Raw genomic sequence first — 18704 nt, 5'->3', positions numbered from 1 at the left:
GTCGTTTCGAGCCGCTGGTACAAAACTACTTCGAGCAATACCTCGGGCAGTTCCCGGCGCAGGTGTTCGACAGGATCAACGAGAATTTCATCCGTTGCTCCTTCTTCGAGCTTTGTTCCCGTTACCTGAGCAGCTACTATACGTTCGCCATCGAGCAGAACAATTCGGCGGGCCGTTCGGATTTCGAGATGACCGGTATCCCCGGTACGGACTATTACAAGGATGACCGGTTGGTGGAATTCAAGTATTTCAAGGCGAAGGAGGTGGAGCGCATGCTGGCGCTCAGCGATCCCCGTCCCGAGGACGTGGCGCAAGTACTCGCCTACGCCAAGGATACCAAGGAGAAGTTCCCGTACTACCATGTCCGTTCCTACATTGTATATATCTGTGCCAACAAAGGATGGAAATGCTGGGAGGTGACTCCGTGATATCATTCCAATTGCTTTATTAATAGTACTTTGTGGTGCCAATGATGTGCCATGCTATTGGCACAGTTGTGCCACCATGCTGGCACGCCCGTGCCACCTCGATGGCAAAGGCGTGCCACTGCGATGGCACACGCATGCCACGGTGATGGCACATTCGTAACATGGGTAGTGGCACAAGCCTCTCTTCCTTGGTTTACCAGTCGTACTCCTCGAAATAAGCGTCGAAACCTTTTGGCTCCTTCACCCCACAGTGTTTGAGCGCATTCAATACGACCTGTTGCTCGGAGGGTGAGAGCGGCCTTTCTCCCTTGCGGACGCGGTAGTAAGTGCGCCGGCTGAAGTGCCTCATGAGTCCCGGGATAACAGAGAGCATCTGTTTGTGCGGCAAGCTCTCCAATAGGCTTACGAATCCCGCGGCATAGCGTACTTTCTTGTTCGGACGGTAATAAGGGCAAGTTCCCTTCAATGAGGCGAGGTGTCTCGGGCTGATGATCTGCCAATAGGCCGTCTCGTCGGGCTTTATTAAGTATTCTTGTTAAAGGTGATTGTTTGTTTCAGCGTTCTGGAATAGGGGTGTTTACGCATGCGGCCTACCTCATGAATTTACGAGGTAGGCCGCGTAAAAATAGCTATTATCAAGTACTTATTTAACCGTAACATTCCATCCGGAAAGAATACCTCCGTAGAAGTAAAAGTCTACGCAGAATGTCTTTCCTGTGTTCAGCTCTTTGACCTCGTAGTATTTCGTGGCACCTTTTTCGTTCACCAATTTATAATCGGCGATATTCGGAATAGGCACGTTGGCGAGCTCTTTGATCTTTGCGTTTATCCTATTCAAGATATCCATGCTCTCGAAAGGATTCGTTACTTTGGTGCTCTTGGATAAAGCCGGATTCACCCCATTGTTCTCGGCACGAACCGCACGAACACTATCTGCATAAGCCTTGAACATCGCACGGCTTTCCGGAGTGCGCAAAGCGGATACGGTAAAGATAGAGATTCCTTCCGCCCCATGATTCAGTGCGGCATCCATGGCATTCTCTATATCGTCGGCTACCATCAGTCCGCAGTAAAGCGTGGTTTTCGGGTTCTTATCCCGGACATCCTCTATCATACAGTCTGAGATAAAACTAATATCTTCCGTGTAGAAGTTATGGTATACCATGGGGAAGACAATGTCCAGATTCCATTTCCCCCAGTCTTGACGAACCATTTTGGATGCCATCTTGGGCGTAGGGAAAGGAGAGGCTGCCATTTTCTTGCCGTAAGAGTGAACCACGTCGGCGATCATATTAGCGACCTCGGTAATCTGGTCACAACGGAATTGGAGCCATTTCTCGTCTTGCGAGGGATCTTCTTGTTCTCTTGGATCATATCCGTAAGCGGCCTTGAACTTCTCGATCATGGCCGGGTGATAACCAAAATCCCATTGCGGATATTCTTGGTCTTGCACGATACCGTATTTCGGCCAAAGGGTAGTCGGCAGGATAACATCCACGAAACGGTTGTAATCGATAGCGATACCGTTCAAACCCTCTACCTCGCAGTAAGCCTCTATTTTCTTCTTGATAAACTCCCGTACCTCGGGTAAGGCGGGGCACATAAATTTGTAGTAATCCACGTAAGCGGTCGTATCGGCCAAGCTTTGTCCATTGCGGTTTACGCTGAACCATTCGGGATGTTCTTTTAAGATAGCGTCTCGGTCATGTTCCGGATTCATCGTCCATAACCAAGCGTAGACCTCTATCCCATGTTTCTGGGCGATGGGAATAGCGGCCCGATAATCATCCGGAGTAGGGGCGTTTAGCATGACACCGTCTATCCCCGCCTCATTCATGATCGTACAGATGGAGTCGAAATTCATTCCGGGCTGGTAATCCAACCAAGTCCAGAACATCGGATAAGCATCTTTCGTATCATTTTTCGGGGAACTGCAAGCACCTACGCTGCAAGCTACCAGAAGCAATACTAAATAATTTATGTGTCTCATAAGTTTAATGAATTTGATTAACGATTTATCCGTTAAAGATACGTATTCCTGTTTAATGCCGTTCTTTTTTCAGCGTAAATATCGGTAAATAAAAGAAGATGCCTAGGATAGACATGATAAGGCCGCCTATCGTTCCGGCGGCGAGCGGGAACCAAAAGGCTTCTTTATCGGTGCCTAGCATGAACGGGATAAATCCGAGTATGGTCGATATAACGGTTAGGAAAATCGGTGTGATCTTGGCGTTCCATGCCTTTAGATAAGCACGGATTGGGGAAATAGCGGGTATCCGTTCCCGAATTTGGTTATATTCGTTTAAGATATAGATACTGGCGTTTACCGTGATACCGCATAATAAAACGAAGGAGGCGAATCCACCTTGGTCGAAGTTCAGTTTGAACCAATAGAAGGTCAGGAATACCCCGATATAAGAGATCGGTATGACAAAAATGACCGCCAGCGGTTGTTTCAAGGAATTAAACAAGATACTGGTCGTAAAGAAAATAATAACGATGATCAAGAATAATAACGCATATTGTTTATTATCTTTCTGATCCCATGACCAATAGTTCTTTTCCGCTTTAGCCGTATATCCCATAGGCAGGATCTTGTTAAACTCTCTAAGTTCCCTTTTCTGTATCTTCTCGCCTTGTGAGGAGGCTCCGATATATTCATATTGCAGGCAGAGCCTGTATTGCTGGTTTACTTTCGCTATCTGTTGAGGGGTCTGGCTTTTCTCGACGATAGCGAGTTCGGACAACTTATAGGATTTATCACGGATGGTTTGAGGTACATATTGCATACTCCAGATATCGAACTCCTTTGATTGGCGAGAAGAAAGTTTTAGCTTTTCCGTCTCGTTATCAACGACGATGGTACCTGCGTAGATATCTTTACCGAAAACAGGCCGGATAGACGCGAATAAATCGATAGGCAATATATCCGCTTGCGCCATACGGGATTTATTCAAGTTGAAGTAGAATTCCTGATAATCATCCTTCCACCAAGAAAACTCGGAATTGATCAATACTTCCTTGATACGGCGATACGTAAGCAATTTCTCCCGTAGTTTCTCCGCCCATTCGTATAACTCGTCATAATTATATCCGTACATCTCGATCCGGAAAGAACCTGCGTTCTCACGGACATCATTGCTGAAACCTTGGTCCATAAGTCCCCATACGCCCCAACTTCCACCACCTAATTCCAACGCTTTGCTAATCACCCTGCTTTTCAAGGTGTAGGGGAAACCACTTCGCTCGTTCTCACGGGTGAAATAGACGTTGATACTGGCTTGACGTGCGTTATAGATACTGGTCTGGAATTGCCGTATTTCCTTATAGGTACTCAAGTAAGCCTCCATTCGGTTGATCAAGTGGTTCATTTGATCAAGGGTCGTACCGTTCGGCATGGAAGCGCTGATACTTAATACCGTTTCTTCATTCCGGGTAAAATAACTTCCCTCGTATACCTTTTGGACAAATAGGCGCAAGGTTCCTCCCAAACTCTTATCGACGATAGGTTTTATCGTTTCCTTCCAAATACCTTTCGCCGCGAATTCATTGTAGCGAGCGATCCACAAAGAGTCCCTTGCGGATAGATCCTTCTCTTCCGGCTCGATCTTCTCCGGCAATAAAAATATCGGTAGTCCGAAAGCCAGTACTAGAATAAGGCAAGCCAGCTTTTTCCAATTGCAAAGGAAACGGATCTGCGCCCGGTAATAATGAGAGAAATAGACTGGGAAACGGTGTATGAACGACCGTATCGGACGGACCACCGGATGTTGTCTCCAATGACTCCGGGCTTTTGGGGAAGAAGAAGCGACTTTCTTCCGGTGCAAATTCATCTTGTCGATCAATGCCGGAACCAAGAATAACGCGATGAACAAAGATACGGCCAGATTAATGATCACGACAGCAGCGAAATCCTGTAAGTTCAACCGTATCTTCTCATCCAAGAAGAAGATGATCACGAGGGCGCCCATAGTCGTCAAAGTGGCCGCCAGAATAGACAAGAACGCTTTCCGGTCATGATGGTGCCGGATATGATCGGTCATCACGATCGTATTATCGATCACCAAGCTGAGAGAGATCGTGATACCCGCCAGCGAGTACAATTGCATCTCCAACCCTAATAAATAATAAAGGATGACGGCTATACACAGGTTGATACTTAAACTGATGATGATCAAGAACAGATAACGTACATTCCGGGTAATCAGCAGAACGAAGAGCAAGAGGATCAAGATGGTCAAGCCTGTACGGACGTAGATTTTATCCAATTCTTCTTGGATAAATTCGGTAGCGTCGTAACTGGTATGGATCTCGTAACCGGGAGGAAGCAAGGTGCGGATATGTTTCATTTCTTCCTTCACTTTCTTGGCTAATTGCAACTGGTTGGCAGTCTCTTCCGCACGGATAGACAGGTAAATAGAGTTTAAACCATTGATCCGGTAGTAACTTTGCGGGGCCTCTTCTTGCCGGGTTACCTTTATCAATTGATCCAGCCGGATTAAGCTACCATCTTTGTTTGCGACGGTGATATGCGATGGTTCGAACCCATTCGTGATCTTTTCCGGCATTAACGCCAGACGAATCCATTCCTTGCTGGTATCTCCTTGTCCCATATTAGCGGTTCCAAGGAACTCTTTTTTGTAATATTGGCTGATCGCCGATTGGATATCCTCTATCGTGATCCCCAGATCCCGTAGCTGGCGGCTATCGTATTCCAAGCGCCATTCCATAGGGGTCGCTCCGCTTACATCGATACGATAAATACCTTGCACGCTGCTAAGCCGGGGCTTTATCTGATCCTCGGCGAATCGCTGGATGAATATCGGGGTAGCGGAAGCGTTCAAGGTATAACTCATGAACGGGCGTGATTCCTTGTCGTCCGGACGGCTCATCTCTAAAATCGGATAACTTAATTCTTCCGGAAGGTCCGGCCACGTCTGTCTAACAATTGTTGATGCCTCAAAACGTGCGGCATCTATATTCGTATGTTTATCTAGTTCTAAAGTAATCCTTCCCCATCCGTTTCCCGAGGTCGAGGAGATCTCTTTGATTCCTTTGATACGGGCAAGCATCGCCTCCAACCGTGAGGTTACCTCCATCTCGATAACCCTCGCTGAGTTGGAGGGCATATTATAGCTGATACTTAATTTCGGCAGCGTACGGGAGGGAGATAGCTTGATCGGCAATAAAGGCACGAAAGCGATCCCCGCCAATGCGATACAAAGGAAGGTGACGATGATCGTAAAGGATGATATGTTCGGCTTAGAACCCATGCTCGTAATCAAATTCGTTGGCTAATGAGATGCCTGTCTCGAAATCATGTAAGGTGAGCTTACGTATTTTGTAATAGCTCAACCAATAATTTTGCAAGGCCGTGATATAATTACGTTGCGCTTCCTGCTGTCGGTTCAAGGAGAGCGTAAGGCTATTGATATCCGCTTTGCCGATCATGAAACGTTGCTTGGTCTCGTTATAGGCCATGATCGCGATGTCCAAAGCCTCTTCGGCGCTGGCGATCAGGTTTTGCTGTACATTGAAATCGCCGACAGTCATGATTACGTCTTCCTCCAGAGTGACTTCCGTCTGCCGTGCGGATATTTGCGTAACATTTAGATTGCTTTTGGCTATATTGTATTTACCCTTCCGTACTCCCCAGTCTATAAGGGGAATAGAGATAGATATCGATACCAAGTCCTGCTGCAGCGGATTCTTGTAAACTTCCTTAAACTGGGTCGCTACTTGATTGAAACCGATACTAGCATTCAAGGAAGCGTTGAATAAGGTTTCCTTTTTGGTCTTATCCACTTGTTGCTCGGCCTCTAACACCTCTTGCCGCACTTCCAGAAACTTGGGGTTATTCTCCCGGGCTAACGTCAATGCTTGATCCACCGGAATATCCATATCATGGGGGCGTGACGGCAGACGAAGCCGTATCTTCGTATTCTTATCGAAATTCAAATACGAGGCCAGACTGAACATGGCTCGCTTCAAGGCTATATCGGCGTTTTGTAACGTATTGCGGGCATTGATCGCATCCAGCTTGAGTGTCAGTAAATCCGCTTGACTAATAGCCGCGATCTTATGCCGCTCTTGGCCGGTACGGTATAACGTATCGGTTGTCGCTACATTTTCTTTGGCCATATCATATTCTACTTGAGCCATGGCTAAAGAGAAAAAATAAGTGGTGGCTTGCTCGCTGACGGTCTCGATATTATAAAGCAACTCTTTCTTTACTTTCTCATATTTTAGAGGCTCTATCTTCTTCTCCCACCGGAAAGGATTGTATCCCAATAAATCTTGGCTGTATCCGATACGGATTGGAACGGAGGTGAACTGATTATAAGTATTCGAGCCGAAATAGCGCATATACCCCAGATCCGTATCCACGAAGAAACTACCACCCAGCATATCGAAGTTCTGCTTGATCTTTAAGTTTCCTCCCGCATAAAAGGACTGTTGCTTACGGTATTCGTCAATGTCTTTTTCTGAATCGTATCGTTTCGTGATATCCCGGTAATATTCGGCGGGTGTGATATTCAATGTAAGACTAGGCAGTCGCTCCGCTTTGTAATTACGAAACTCCCAGTAGCCGGACAAGAATAGGTTTTTCGTACGAAAAGCCTCCAGCGAGCTATCGGCGGCCAATGAGATCGTCTTCTCAAGGGAAAGGACGAGCGATTGGGCCGATACTCCTTCGGCTAATAGCGAACAGAACGCGTATAAAACTAGGAATGTCCTCTTGTATCTTTTTTTCATAATGCATGTCTCCTATAGATAAACCAATAAACCAAAGGGATAATAAATAAACTGACAGCCGTACCGATCAGCATCGCCGAGATCATGGCAATGGAGAGTGGCTTTTGCAACTCACTACCCATATCGAACGTGAATAGTAGCGGTACCATACCGAATATAGTTGTCAATGAGGTCATGATAATCGGGCGCAGACGGCGACGACCCGCCTCATGGATCGCTTCCATCAAGGGTACACCTTCTTTCCGAAGCTCATTGATCGCGTCCAGTTTCAAGATAGAGTCGTTTATGATGATACCGCAAGTTACCACGATACCGATAGCACTCATCAGGTTTAAGGTATGCCCGCATATCCATAATACCAGTAAGGAGGCGGCTACGTCTATAGGTATTTCCAGCAGGACGATCAAGGGCTGCAAGAAGCTCTCGAATTGCGCCGCTAAGATAAAGTACATCAAGAGAATGGATATGAACAAGATGACGACCAGTTCATTCAGCATTTGTTGGTTCGAGAAGAAGCTTCCCGAGAAATCGATGTCCCAATTCGTCTTATCTTTGGATTCGCTGCGGACGAGCTCCCGAATATTTTCCATTAACTGTTCCGCATTCTCTACTTGATAGAAGCTAAAAGGAATATATTCCCCGTTCTTTCCAGCGGTGAGTATCTTCAAATCCTCTCCGGGAGTAATTTTTGTTACTGCACTAAGAGGGACATGATTCGTCTTTTGGTTTTCGTCCGGTTGCGTACGGATTAACGTATTATGTAGGATATGATCGACCGTTTGCTCGTTTCCGGCTAGCGTGATCGGTAAATACTGTTGATAAGAGCGTAAAGTAGCGACTTCATTTTCCTTGAAGGCCGTCTTAAGTACCCGGTAGACCTCTTCATAGGAGATATTATAAAGTAATAGTTTCTGATGGTCTATGGATATGTTTAATTGATTCTCGAAAGCTACGCCAACGGGAGCGAGACCGGTCTTACTCTCTAGTGTTTTCTCTAGTTTTTGCAAAGTAGGGGCATCCGGAGCTTGTTCTTTGTTACGGGCATAGAACTCGGCTACGATATCGGCCTCACCGGTTACGAACAGTTTCTCAAACACGGTCTCCGGCGGAGAGAACGATAATACGGCTGTCGGGTAATTTCGCTTTACCCAAGCGGAGATTTCTTGTTGTAAAGGAGCGATAGCATCGGTCTCTTCTGTCTTGAAATAAAGCTCTACTTCCGAGATGGATAATTCCCTGTCTCGGTTTAGCAGGAATTGTTGCTGTCCGATATAGGCCGTGTGTTGCGCACCTAACCGATCGGCCTCACCAAATAATTCGGTGACTCTCTTTCTATTCTCATCAATATGGATGTTCTCATTCCATTCAACATGTGCGATTAACTCATTCTGATCGATTTCCGGCATCCGGCTTTTGGGGATCATATAGAATAGGATCGCGCAAAGGGGGATAGTGACAGCTACAAATAGTAGGCTAGTGGTTTTATGCCTGAATATGAAATCAACCCCTCCGTCATAGAATCGGTCTAGCGTATGCTCCTTGATCAAATTGTTTATTTTCAGATTGAAAAAGGAATGCTTGATCTCCGGTATGCTGTAAACTAATTTGTAAAGTACAGGCAGTAACATGATTCCGGTGAAATAAGAGACCATTAAACCAACCGTAACAGCAAACGCCTGATCGAAGAAAATCGCTCCCGCTATACCACTCATAAATACCAGCGGGACGAATACGGCGATCGTGGTAAATGTGGAACTAAGCATGGGGGTGATTACTTCTGTGGTCCCTTTTATACACGCTTCTTCCAGATTATCTCCTTTTGCCCGGTATTGCGCTATATTCTCCGTCACGATGATGGAACTGTCTATCATCATACCCAATGCCAAAATCAATCCGGATAGGGAGATGATATTTAAGGACATATTGAAAAGGTAGAAGAACAAGAAACTAATGATGATACTGACTACCATACTTAGTCCGATTACCGCCGGGCTTTTTACGTCCCCGAGGAAAAGGATCGCCACGATGCAGATAAATAAGAAACCTAACGATAGATTCTGTTTGAGGTTGGAGATCGTATAATCCAATAACTCGGTCTGGTTTCTTGTGATCGTAAATTCAATATCCGGGTAAATAGACTTGAAATAATCGGTAACCTCGGCAAGCGCCTCTTTCATATTGTCCATATTCTCATCCGCTTGCTTGATAACGGCTAACGTGACGGCCCTTTCCCCGTTGGCTAGCGATAAGCCGGTTTCTTTTTCTGGTACGACAGCTACTTTTGCCAGATCTTTTATCTGGAAGATCCGGTCATTCTTACGGATATAGATATTTTGTACGTCTTCCGGTGTACGTAATAAGGTAGAAAATTTGATATTGTACTCATAATAACCATCCCGTACGGTCATGCTTCCCGGCTCTATATTATTGGCAGACAAGGCTGATTCCAAATCATTTAACGTAATATCAGCCATATCCAAGAGCTTCATATCCGGTACGATCTGTAATTGCCGTCCTAATATGCCCGTGATATCCACCATCGCCACTTCCGGCAACTGTTCAATCCTTCGTTTGATCACTGTTTCCGCGAATTGGCAAAGATCGAGGAAAGCGGCATCATTTTCAATTGTCTTGAGTGTGAGGTTGAGGCAAAACACCGGAATGTCCGTAGCGCTCGCCTTGACTACCCGTGGACGTTCTACCTCACGGGGCAGGTAATTCATGGCGGCGTCTATTTTCTCATTGACCTCTATAAAGGCAAGATCCGTGTTCGTGCCAAAGTCGAAGCTAAGGCGGATAATACCCGCTCCATCACGAGTCTCGCTATGGATATCCCGTAATCCTGCCACTTGCATCAATTGCAAACGGACCGGCTTCACGACGGTGTTTTCCAATTCCCGTGCGGATGTATTTTGTCCGGATATCTGAACGGTAATCTCAGGTATGGCGATATCAGGCAATAAGGAGACCGGTATGGTGAAATAAGTCACCAACCCCACGATAAAGCAAGCCGTAAAAGCCATCAATACCGCTATCGGACGTTGTAGCAGGAAGCGAATCATACGCAACTAATTTTCAATTCTCAATTCTCAATTTTCAATTACCTTGACCGGTGACTCATGCGCCAGATTAATATTGCCGCTTGTAATCACGACATCCCCTTCTTTCAATCCTTCCAAAAGGGTATAACTATCCGCGTTTTCCAGTCCGGTGCGCACGTAGTTCCAATAAGCGTGCCCATCAACTAAAGTAAATACGACTTGTTTTCCGGAACGTAATACCACAGCCGTTTTAGGTACGACCAATTGCTTCCCAAGCGAGCGTTGTACGCTAACCCGTACATTCATGCCTTCGAATAATTTACCTTTGTCGTTTACCGCCGCTTTCACTTGTACCATCCCGTTCTCATCCACTAGCGGGTTGATCTCGGATATACGTCCTTCAGTCTTTAAGCTGGTGGTGGCGAAAGGGGTAACTTCCACTTTATCTCCGTTTTGGATAAGCGGCAACTCACTTTCCAATACGGTGAAAGAGGCTTCCAGACTATGAGGATCGATAACGGTACAGAATGCGTCCGTCGTAGACACCACGTTCTCTTGTTTAGCGAAAAGGTTTGCGATAATACCGTCGAAAGGCGCGATTAGCGTCGCATTCTGTTCCTCATATTGGGCAAGTTGATATTGGGCGAGCGCCAGATCATATCCACTTTTTACCCGTGCTAGGTTGAGCGTTGCGGGCGGGACTTTCGCTGAGTCTTCCAGCATATATCCTTGACCGATCAATACGTCTTTTAATTCAAGCCTCGCTTTCTCTAGGGCATCTTTGGCTTGCGCTGTTTTGTTCGTGAGCCGGAAAGTAGCGAGTTCCGCTATTTTCTGTCCTTTGTTTACCCGGTCTCCGTTCTTCACGTAGATACGGGCGATGGGTTCCGCCGACTCAAACCGTAAGTCCACCAACTTGCGAGCGGACAGTTTACCATTGCTTATCAACTCATGATTAAATTCCGTTTGCTTCAATGTCATGATCGTGACTTCGTTCGCCTCATCCGGCAATACGGTCTCTACGGAATCCTGTGTGGCATCTGTATCTTTCTTTTCTCCGCCGCATGCGCTTAAACAGAATAAAAGCGTAAAGGTCAACAATTTATAGTATTTCATACTCGTATGATTGATCGGTTTGTACAATTTGTCATTCGCAAATATAAGTATTTATTGTTACGATGTAGTCGTAATTGCTATAAAAATAAGGATATTGTATTCATATTGATGTGTTGTTTAACATACTTCGTGCTTTCTCTTTCATTTCTTTAATAGCGGAACTTTCCACTTTGGGTTTCTTAGTTAATACGGAATCAATCGCCTTTTTCAATTTTGCAGGTTGAAAATAAGATGGTTCCGTATAAAGATTCATTAACAGATAATACGGATAGATACGTTCCGGTAAAATATCAATGGCATGTAACAGGTGCTTTTCCGCTTGTCGGTATTCACCTAAACACTGCTCATTTTTAGCCATTACGTAATAAAGCATGGGATCGGAGCTTAATAAGACAGCTCTTTCCAGATATCCATTCGCTTTCTCGTATCGTCCGGTCTTGCTTAGGCATTGAGCGACCTCGAAAAGGAATTCCGGTTTATGCTTCAATAATGGATACAAAGGTTCATATACCTCCAAGGCCGCTTCGTAAGCTTTATTATTGTAAAACATTTGTGCTCTGTCCCATTTTTGATAAGCCCTATAATAATCTTTCTGGGTCCAAAATAGTGTAATGCCTAGAATGGCTACACCAATAAGAAATACCCGTTTATACCATTCGTTGTGACTAGGCTCTGTCTCATCCTTTTGAATTTGATCCGGATTCGGTGTTACGCACATCACTCCCAAAAATATCAATATGACCCAGAACTCCGGCAATTGTAACGGATACGATGAGAAAGCAAATATAGCCAACGCTATGATTCCTCCACAACAGGCATATCTTTTATTCTTGATCCCTTTATAGACAATACTTCCTAGGCAAGTCATAAACAAGGCTAATCCAATGATCCCTTGCTCCAAGCCGATTTGCAGGTATTCGTTGAAAGCATATTCCGGACATCCTGCGATCCATTTCTCCTGTTCGCTAGCTTTTCCTGAAGTCATGTATTCGGCTTGTGCTTCAGCGTAAGCAGCTGGGAACCCACCTAAGCCTGTACCGGTTACAGGGTATTTTTGAATTGCTTTTGCTGTGACTTTCCACATAAGGAACCTGCCATCCGCAGAATCCTTTTTTAATGTATAGAAGTATGTGCTTCCTGCGAGAAATAAAACACATCCGAGAAAGCCACATATTATATATGGCTTTTTGTGCTGTATCAATTCTATTTTTATCCGTTTCCAATCAAGGCGGTACATTGCGTAAACCCAAGCGCAAGAGCAAATTGCCGCTATCCATGCCGACCGGCTCATTCCGGCGGGGAGTATGACGATAATTGTAAGTATACACAACATTGCGAAATAATATAAAATATTCCGTTTGGATTGTTTCAACAAGATCCCAAGAGCTATAGGAAGCGTAATCGCTAAATATCCGGAATAAGGCCCCGGGTTGAAAAAAGAACCAGTTAAACGAAATAGGGAATGGCTAGATTGTGTCCAACCTTGTAATTGTTTGAATCCCCAAATAGCTTCTATCAAGCCGATACCTATGAGGACAAATAAAAAATAGTTTCCAAGCATCGGATATTTGCTGATAGTATATCGAAGTATAAACCATAATATAACCATCTGTCCGATAAATATGATTTTTTCCGGTTCGGGATTAAGTGTCCATGGATAAGCGATGGCAGACCAAATGCCTATAAGTGGAAGTATAAAATCATTCCATGTTAAAGAGATATCAGGCTTTTGTTTTTTGGTAAAAAGAGAGAATGGTATATAGATTGAAAAGATAAACAATATGAGTTGTACCCAATGTAATTTCCCCATGATAATTCCATTCACTAATTCAGACATGATTGCGAATGGGGTACATAATAGTAGTACACCTAGAAACGAGAGAAAAAAACAGTCTATATAATAAAGGCTTTTCATGTTAATTAACTGGATTAAATAATCGTTTCCATCTGATTTTACCCGTATATGGATCTATTGACTTCCATATGATCCAAGCTTTACCTACGATATATTCCTCAGGTAAAAGCCCCCAATAGCGGGAATCTTGAGAGTTTTCTCCGTTATCCCCTGCCATGAAATAGTAATTTTTCTGAAACTGGTATGTGTCTATTTGCTTATCTCCCAAAAAGACCGATTCGCAATGAATACTCAAGATTTTTTGTTGTTCCCACTCAATATACTTTTTATAAAGAATATAGCTTGATCGATCCATCTGTATCGAGTTTCCTGCTTTAGGAATAAATAGAGGACCGAAATTTCTTATATCCCAATTGAAAGTCGTGTCATACGGAAAACATTTAAAAATTTCTTTCTCAAATGTGTCGTCTTCTCGCTTTGATATTGTTTGTTGAGATATATCGTTTCCTATGGCACCTTCGTATCCTCTTATCTTGAATATTCCATTTCTAATAGATAATGTGTCACCGGGTAGTCCCACGCATCGTTTTACATAATATTTTAATATATGCATTTCTACTTTATTCCATCGATTAGGGAAGGGGAAATTAAATACAAGAATGTCATTTCGCTGTATTTGCTGGAATCCGGGGATCCGATAGATTTTAGTTGGTTCGTTACGTAAAGATGTGAATATGTTAAATATACGTGCGCCAATTGTAGGCTTGAATACCATGATGTTATCTCCGTCTTTCAAGGTTGGACTCATGGAGTCGGATGGTATCTTGAAAGTGCTGAAACAAAATATCTGCATGAAAATAAAAGACAGAGTTGAAATAACGAGTATACTGGCGATCCGTAGGACTTTGTTGATGAATATATCAAGTATGTGTTTTCGTCTTATATTCATGATAGATGCTGTTTATAACCATTTTAGATATCCATTCTTATAAGAGAATATGCGTTGCATATTTTTCTGCTTCTTATTTGTTTCATTTCTCACTCTGTAAATAGTACCTGATGGGACATACTTGAAAACAAGGAAATTTTTGTTTCCTTTCTGCTCGTCAAATAGTTTCCATTCTTGATCCCAATAATATAATTTATATATATATTCAGGTTGTATGATACTAGGAGTATAGGGGGTATAATGGATAGTTGAAATATTGTATAATCCACCAAGATCAATTTTTACTTTATATTTCCCGTGTGAATTTTTTTTGATATTTCCGATCATACCTGTAGCGGATATATGATCTGTTATCATATCGATATTTTCGTATGTGTTGATATGTTTGATAGGTGTCTGTATTGTTATGTTACGGATTTGTTCTTGTTTTTCTGCTTTTTGAGTGTACAACGTGAAGTCACAAAGAGCAAAAGTATCGCTTGGAATTTGTAACTCAATACTATTATATTTGTTTCTGCTTTGGATATTTATTATATTTTCCCATAAATCGGAATGATCCGTAATAGTGTACAATGTATCAACAATGCCTTCCAGATCATTTATTCCTATAATATGTGTATTTAATAAAGGATTTATTATTTGTAATCGATCTTTAGGGTCTCTGAAAAAACCGGGTGACCGAACATAAATATCTTGTGTTTGGTTAGAGATTGAGAAAATATGTTTTTCTCCAGTAGGTGAGATATAAAATGGATTCCCTATGGGCAAAATGTTTCCATTTAAGTAAAAAGCAGGTAAATATACGACATCTCTTCCCATACCAATGAAAGTGACATTACGGTTCACTATTTTTCCCCATTGTATAGGTTCCCATTTTTCGTGGTTATATACACAAAGATATGCGTAAGAAGGAACTTCTTTTATACCTTTTGGTATTAGTATGTTTACATTTGTTGTATCAAAATATTCATTAGAAACATCTTTTATTCTGGGATTTTTAAATAGGTTTGGAATATCTTCTTTTGATATATTAGGATCGAATAAAGGGCCTGTTTTGTTTATAGAGAATGTGTTTCTATATACTTTAGCGAAACGTAATTTCCCCCATTTTCGATCTGTTGTTTTATTATTGTACATAATTTTATATTTCCATCTATCTTCGTCCCAAAAAGGTTCAAAAGGTATGGTTTGGGAAGGCGTTATGATTGCATTCCATGTATGGGAGTTGTTTCTGTTCCCTTGTGAAGGTGCAAAGTCAATACTTGAGGCTATACCGGATGAGGCCAATACTAAGGAATTGAACCAACTTCTATCTCCGCATTGTCCGTATTTAATTTGCTCGAAAGTCTTTACACTGTTAATTGGAATTCTATCTCCTGCAAAGAAATTATACCTTATGTCTTTGTAATAGTATAAAATAGAATCTATCCTTTGGATGAAAGAGGCGCCAACACTATCTTTAAATATGGTATGATGTCTTTTATAAAACATCTCTTTCGAGTCCTCAAGTATGATTCCTTCTTTAAAACGGTAAGGTAATATGAATTCACAAAACATTTCAAAAGGATATTCCCTCGTATATATATTATTTTGCCATGCCTCAAATGCTAGGTCTATTTGCTTGATAAGCCATTCTGACTTGATCGTCTCTATATCGGACTTATAATCTAAAAATGAGAATGCGGCAATTTGGTGAGCGTATGCTTTCTCAAGAGAATCTATCTCTTGTCGCCAAGGCAATGGAGTCTTCATCCAATTATATTTTTCCGATATGGCGGCATGTTTATCATACAAGTCTTGCAAATTGACCTCATTTGAATTGTTTTTATTGTAGTGAAATGCCATGTGCTGTATTAGGAATTTTGCTGCAGCTAATTTTTGTTCGTCTGACTCATAGTGTTTTATGATTTTTTTCTGACTCATTTCTGTTGCTTTTTGCTTTCTTTGTAGAAAAAATAATGCTGTTATTTTGAGAATTACAAGAATAAAAAATGCAAAGGACAAAAAACAATATGTATATCATGATGTGTTTTATTTAAGTGTTTTTAATTAGATCGAAACGGATAAAACTTAATAGGTCATCACTGAAATTTGGATTCATATAATGGCTGTTAGATATATAGATTCCGTCCTTCATGATCAGTATTAATTTCGAATTGTATGTATAGTCTTGAAATTTTGTTTCTCCAATATAATTTAAATCTTTATCTAAAATGATTATAGAAAAATTTTTTCCTCCATACTCTAGTAATTCCATGCTTCTTACTTTTTCTTTGGTCCAGTCTATTTCTGTTTTTGGATAGGCTATGCGATAATATACATTTCTGTATTTGTCATATAAAATATTTCCATATCGCTGATTTGTACACAATCTATCAGGATCATAACCAAATTCTGGAGGCCAATTTACTTTAGGGATAAATTTGCTTTTTGCTTTTACTCTATAAATGGAATCATGGTTGATGGTAGATGTTACATATAAGTCTTCTTCGTAATCAAAGGAGTAAATAAATCGTTTGCCATCAAAACAACGACTATAATCATTTTCCCATCCGTATTGTTTCCTTTTTACTTTAGAACCTTCATATTGTGGATATGTAAAAGGTAGGGCTTGAATAGATTTTGTATCTAAATCGAGAATAGCTGCTACTGGAGCGTTTTCGACCCATCGGTTAGGACCTGAATATATGTACATTTTTCGCCCAATAACAGTGGCTGGCCGATAGACATGAGTTATAAAACAAAAAAAGGACAAGGCCGTACCATTGTCTGCTTTTTCATAATTTATTTTATCCTTTACAATTGCATTTTTGTTAATTATAGCTATTTCTTGAAAATCATAATTTGTTAAATAGATACTGTCTAGATTTTGAATATAATACCCTAGAAAACGCCCAACCCCATTGTCTCCGTCTATTTTAGGCTCTATCTTGAACGATAATAGGCTGGTGTTTATGTCATAGAATAATATTTCGTTTTTTTTCCATTCTGAAAAGTTAAGTATTCTTTTCCGTCTTTGCTAATGTATTGTGCAAGAAAATAGATGGAATTTTTAGTGTTGCTATCTAAATTAAACGATTTGTTTATATTTGATTCTTTTAATTGGTAATTATCGATTTTATTGCTGCTGCATGAAAAAAACATGATAAATACTATAGCTGTAAATAGAAATTGGATTGTTTTCATGTTATATGTTTTAATATATGTAGGATTGTTGCAAAAATAGAGATATATACAGCTTATATAAAGTTATATGTTCTTACATGTTCGCAACAATCCTATATCGTTAATTATCACAAGGGCTGCATCCCATTCCTCCACCAGAGCAGCAACTGCCATAACTTGTGGTCCAGAAACAAGACCCCCCAAAAGTTTCGCAGCCTGCTAATGCTTCTACATTACTAAGTAAGATGTCGTTTAATGCAACACGTTCTTTAGTTACATTCATATTCCATGCTGTAGCAATGGCAATTGTTGCCATTATTGCTATTATTGAAATTTTCTTTCTCATGATTTTTATAGTTGTTATTGTTTGTATTTTAAGAATTTTGTTTCTTGCTTACTTTTCTTCCGCAAGAAAGGGATATTCTAGAATCCTTCTATAAATTTATTTTCGTACTTTTACGTCACCTCCTTCTCTTGCGTGAAGCGGGGATAGCTTGTTGACGATAGGCAAGCTTTCTCATAGCTCTTAATTTATAGAGTTGTTCCCCTTATATTAAGCTTTATTGGCTGATTTGCATTGCATTTTACTGTGATTGTTTCATAGAAGAACCCTCTGTCTTTGGGTGTCATATAGACTTTCACTTGAAGGGCTTCTCCCGGTTTGGCCGGATGTTTGTCAAAAGTTGGTTTAGCGCATCCGCATGTTGTGGCTACATCAATTATGACAAGAGAGCAATTTCCCGTGTTTGTTAGGGTGAAAATAGCTTCTTTACTTTCTCCAAGTGTTATTGTACCCAACTGGATGGATTCTTCCTTTATCTTTACGGTGGTTTGTATCTGTGAGGATAACTTTTCTCCCGATATTTCTTGTAGATACAGGTCTTTGATATTAGAGTTATGGATGGGATTACCTATTATTAGTACCTTATTTGCTTTATCCAATAAAAAGGTCTGATATCTATTATCTGTTGGAAAATGGTTGAGTTGATTCAGTTTGTCTGATTGATCAAAACATACAGGTGTGTTAAAGCCTTCTCTTTTTAGTAGATATCGTATTTCATTCTTGTCGTTAGGGTGGAAAAAAAATAAGAATGGAACTGTTTCTTGGCTGGTAGAGTCTATATATTGGATCAATTCTTTCCAACGAGGTAGTTGTAGTTTACAACTGGTGCATCCTATGGAATCTACATAAACTAGAACTTTATGGGATGAATTTGGGATAGTGTGATATATTGTATCGGAATTGAATCGCATGAAAACCATATCCTGTGGAAACTGTATTTCCTTTCCTTGCCATTTGGATATTAAATGTTTGATCTCTTCTTTTTTCTTGTCTTGGCAAGAAAAAAGAAATAATAACAATATGATTAGACTTAAGTGCTTCATGGTATTTT

12 protein-coding genes and 1 pseudogene are annotated in these 18704 nt (G+C 41.5%); 1 reads left to right on the top strand and 12 read right to left on the bottom strand.

Going from position 1 to position 18704, the window contains the following annotated elements:
* Positions 1–428: PD-(D/E)XK nuclease domain-containing protein (locus QVP94_RS09985; protein WP_288213227.1), on the top strand; the 428-nt coding region annotated here is incomplete at its 5' end.
* A 193-nt stretch (positions 429–621) separates the two neighbouring features.
* On the opposite strand, the pseudogene QVP94_RS09980 reads toward QVP94_RS09985, so the two are convergent.
* The 12 genes and pseudogenes from QVP94_RS09980 to QVP94_RS09925 form a co-directional block, all read right to left on the bottom strand.
* Positions 622–997 (bottom strand): annotated as a pseudogene (locus QVP94_RS09980) (DUF6078 family protein).
* 74 nt (positions 998–1071) lie between these two features.
* Positions 1072–2418 carry a glycoside hydrolase family protein gene (locus QVP94_RS09975; protein ID WP_005859583.1) on the bottom strand — a complete coding sequence of 449 codons (1347 nt, stop codon included), beginning with the start codon at positions 2416–2418 and terminating at the stop codon, positions 1072–1074.
* A gap of 52 nt (positions 2419–2470) precedes the next feature.
* On the bottom strand, positions 2471–5701 hold the full coding sequence (locus tag QVP94_RS09970; RefSeq protein ID WP_008779159.1) for an efflux RND transporter permease subunit: 3231 nt from the start codon (positions 5699–5701) through the stop codon (positions 2471–2473).
* Positions 5691–7184, bottom strand: a complete 1494-nt coding sequence (locus QVP94_RS09965; protein ID WP_005859576.1) for a TolC family protein — start codon at positions 7182–7184, stop codon at positions 5691–5693. Before QVP94_RS09965 ends, QVP94_RS09970 begins: the two co-directional genes overlap by 11 nt.
* On the bottom strand, positions 7181–10246 hold the full coding sequence (locus QVP94_RS09960; RefSeq protein ID WP_022192522.1) for an efflux RND transporter permease subunit: 3066 nt from the start codon (positions 10244–10246) through the stop codon (positions 7181–7183). Before QVP94_RS09960 ends, QVP94_RS09965 begins: the two co-directional genes overlap by 4 nt.
* A 27-nt stretch (positions 10247–10273) precedes the next feature.
* Positions 10274–11341 (bottom strand): efflux RND transporter periplasmic adaptor subunit, encoded by a 1068-nt coding sequence (locus QVP94_RS09955; protein ID WP_022192521.1) that lies wholly within the window; start codon positions 11339–11341, stop codon positions 10274–10276.
* Between the two features lie 100 nt (positions 11342–11441).
* On the bottom strand, positions 11442–13151 hold the full coding sequence (locus QVP94_RS09950) for an O-antigen ligase family protein (protein ID WP_353884503.1): 1710 nt from the start codon (positions 13149–13151) through the stop codon (positions 11442–11444).
* A 106-nt stretch (positions 13152–13257) separates the two neighbouring features.
* Complete coding sequence (gene lepB / locus QVP94_RS09945; RefSeq protein WP_022192519.1) at positions 13258–14145, bottom strand: signal peptidase I; 888 nt, start codon at positions 14143–14145, stop codon at positions 13258–13260.
* A gap of 12 nt (positions 14146–14157) precedes the next feature.
* The gene (locus tag QVP94_RS09940) at positions 14158–16068 is read right to left on the bottom strand and encodes a hypothetical protein (RefSeq protein WP_022192518.1); all 1911 of its coding nucleotides are present in this window, start codon (positions 16066–16068) and stop codon (positions 14158–14160) included.
* Between the two features lie 112 nt (positions 16069–16180).
* Complete coding sequence (locus tag QVP94_RS09935; protein WP_288213230.1) at positions 16181–17101, bottom strand: DUF4221 family protein; 921 nt, start codon at positions 17099–17101, stop codon at positions 16181–16183.
* Between the two features lie 330 nt (positions 17102–17431).
* Entirely contained in the window at positions 17432–17656 is a 225-nt protein-coding gene (locus QVP94_RS09930) for an NVEALA domain-containing protein (RefSeq protein WP_080707563.1), read from the bottom strand.
* A gap of 185 nt (positions 17657–17841) precedes the next feature.
* A complete protein-coding gene (locus tag QVP94_RS09925; RefSeq protein WP_022192513.1) occupies positions 17842–18696 on the bottom strand; it encodes a DUF1573 domain-containing protein in 855 nt (284 codons plus the stop codon).
* Between the last annotated feature and the right edge of the window lie 8 nt (positions 18697–18704).

This window comes from Parabacteroides sp. CAG:2 (genome assembly GCF_000436315.1).
In the GTDB taxonomy this organism is placed as follows: Bacteria; Bacteroidota; Bacteroidia; order Bacteroidales; family Tannerellaceae; genus Parabacteroides; species Parabacteroides distasonis.
The sequence above is the reverse complement of the archived record's forward strand: the minus strand, read 5'-3'. Positions and strand labels throughout refer to the sequence as shown.

Excerpts from the sequence above, each read along its gene's own strand:
- QVP94_RS09975 (WP_005859583.1), bottom strand. The coding sequence starts at position 2,418 with ATGAGACACATAAATTATTTAGTATTGCTTCTGGTAGCTTGCAGCGTA.
- QVP94_RS09970 (WP_008779159.1), bottom strand. The coding sequence starts at position 5,701 with ATGGGTTCTAAGCCGAACATATCATCCTTTACGATCATCGTCACCTTC.
- QVP94_RS09965 (WP_005859576.1), bottom strand. The coding sequence starts at position 7,184 with ATGAAAAAAAGATACAAGAGGACATTCCTAGTTTTATACGCGTTCTGT.
- QVP94_RS09960 (WP_022192522.1), bottom strand. The coding sequence starts at position 10,246 with ATGATTCGCTTCCTGCTACAACGTCCGATAGCGGTATTGATGGCTTTT.
- QVP94_RS09955 (WP_022192521.1), bottom strand. The coding sequence starts at position 11,341 with ATGAAATACTATAAATTGTTGACCTTTACGCTTTTATTCTGTTTAAGC.
- QVP94_RS09950 (WP_353884503.1), bottom strand. The coding sequence starts at position 13,151 with ATGGGGAAATTACATTGGGTACAACTCATATTGTTTATCTTTTCAATC.
- lepB (WP_022192519.1), bottom strand. The coding sequence starts at position 14,145 with ATGAATATAAGACGAAAACACATACTTGATATATTCATCAACAAAGTC.
- QVP94_RS09940 (WP_022192518.1), bottom strand. The coding sequence starts at position 16,068 with ATGAGTCAGAAAAAAATCATAAAACACTATGAGTCAGACGAACAAAAA.
- QVP94_RS09930 (WP_080707563.1), bottom strand. The coding sequence starts at position 17,656 with ATGAGAAAGAAAATTTCAATAATAGCAATAATGGCAACAATTGCCATT.
- QVP94_RS09925 (WP_022192513.1), bottom strand. The coding sequence starts at position 18,696 with ATGAAGCACTTAAGTCTAATCATATTGTTATTATTTCTTTTTTCTTGC.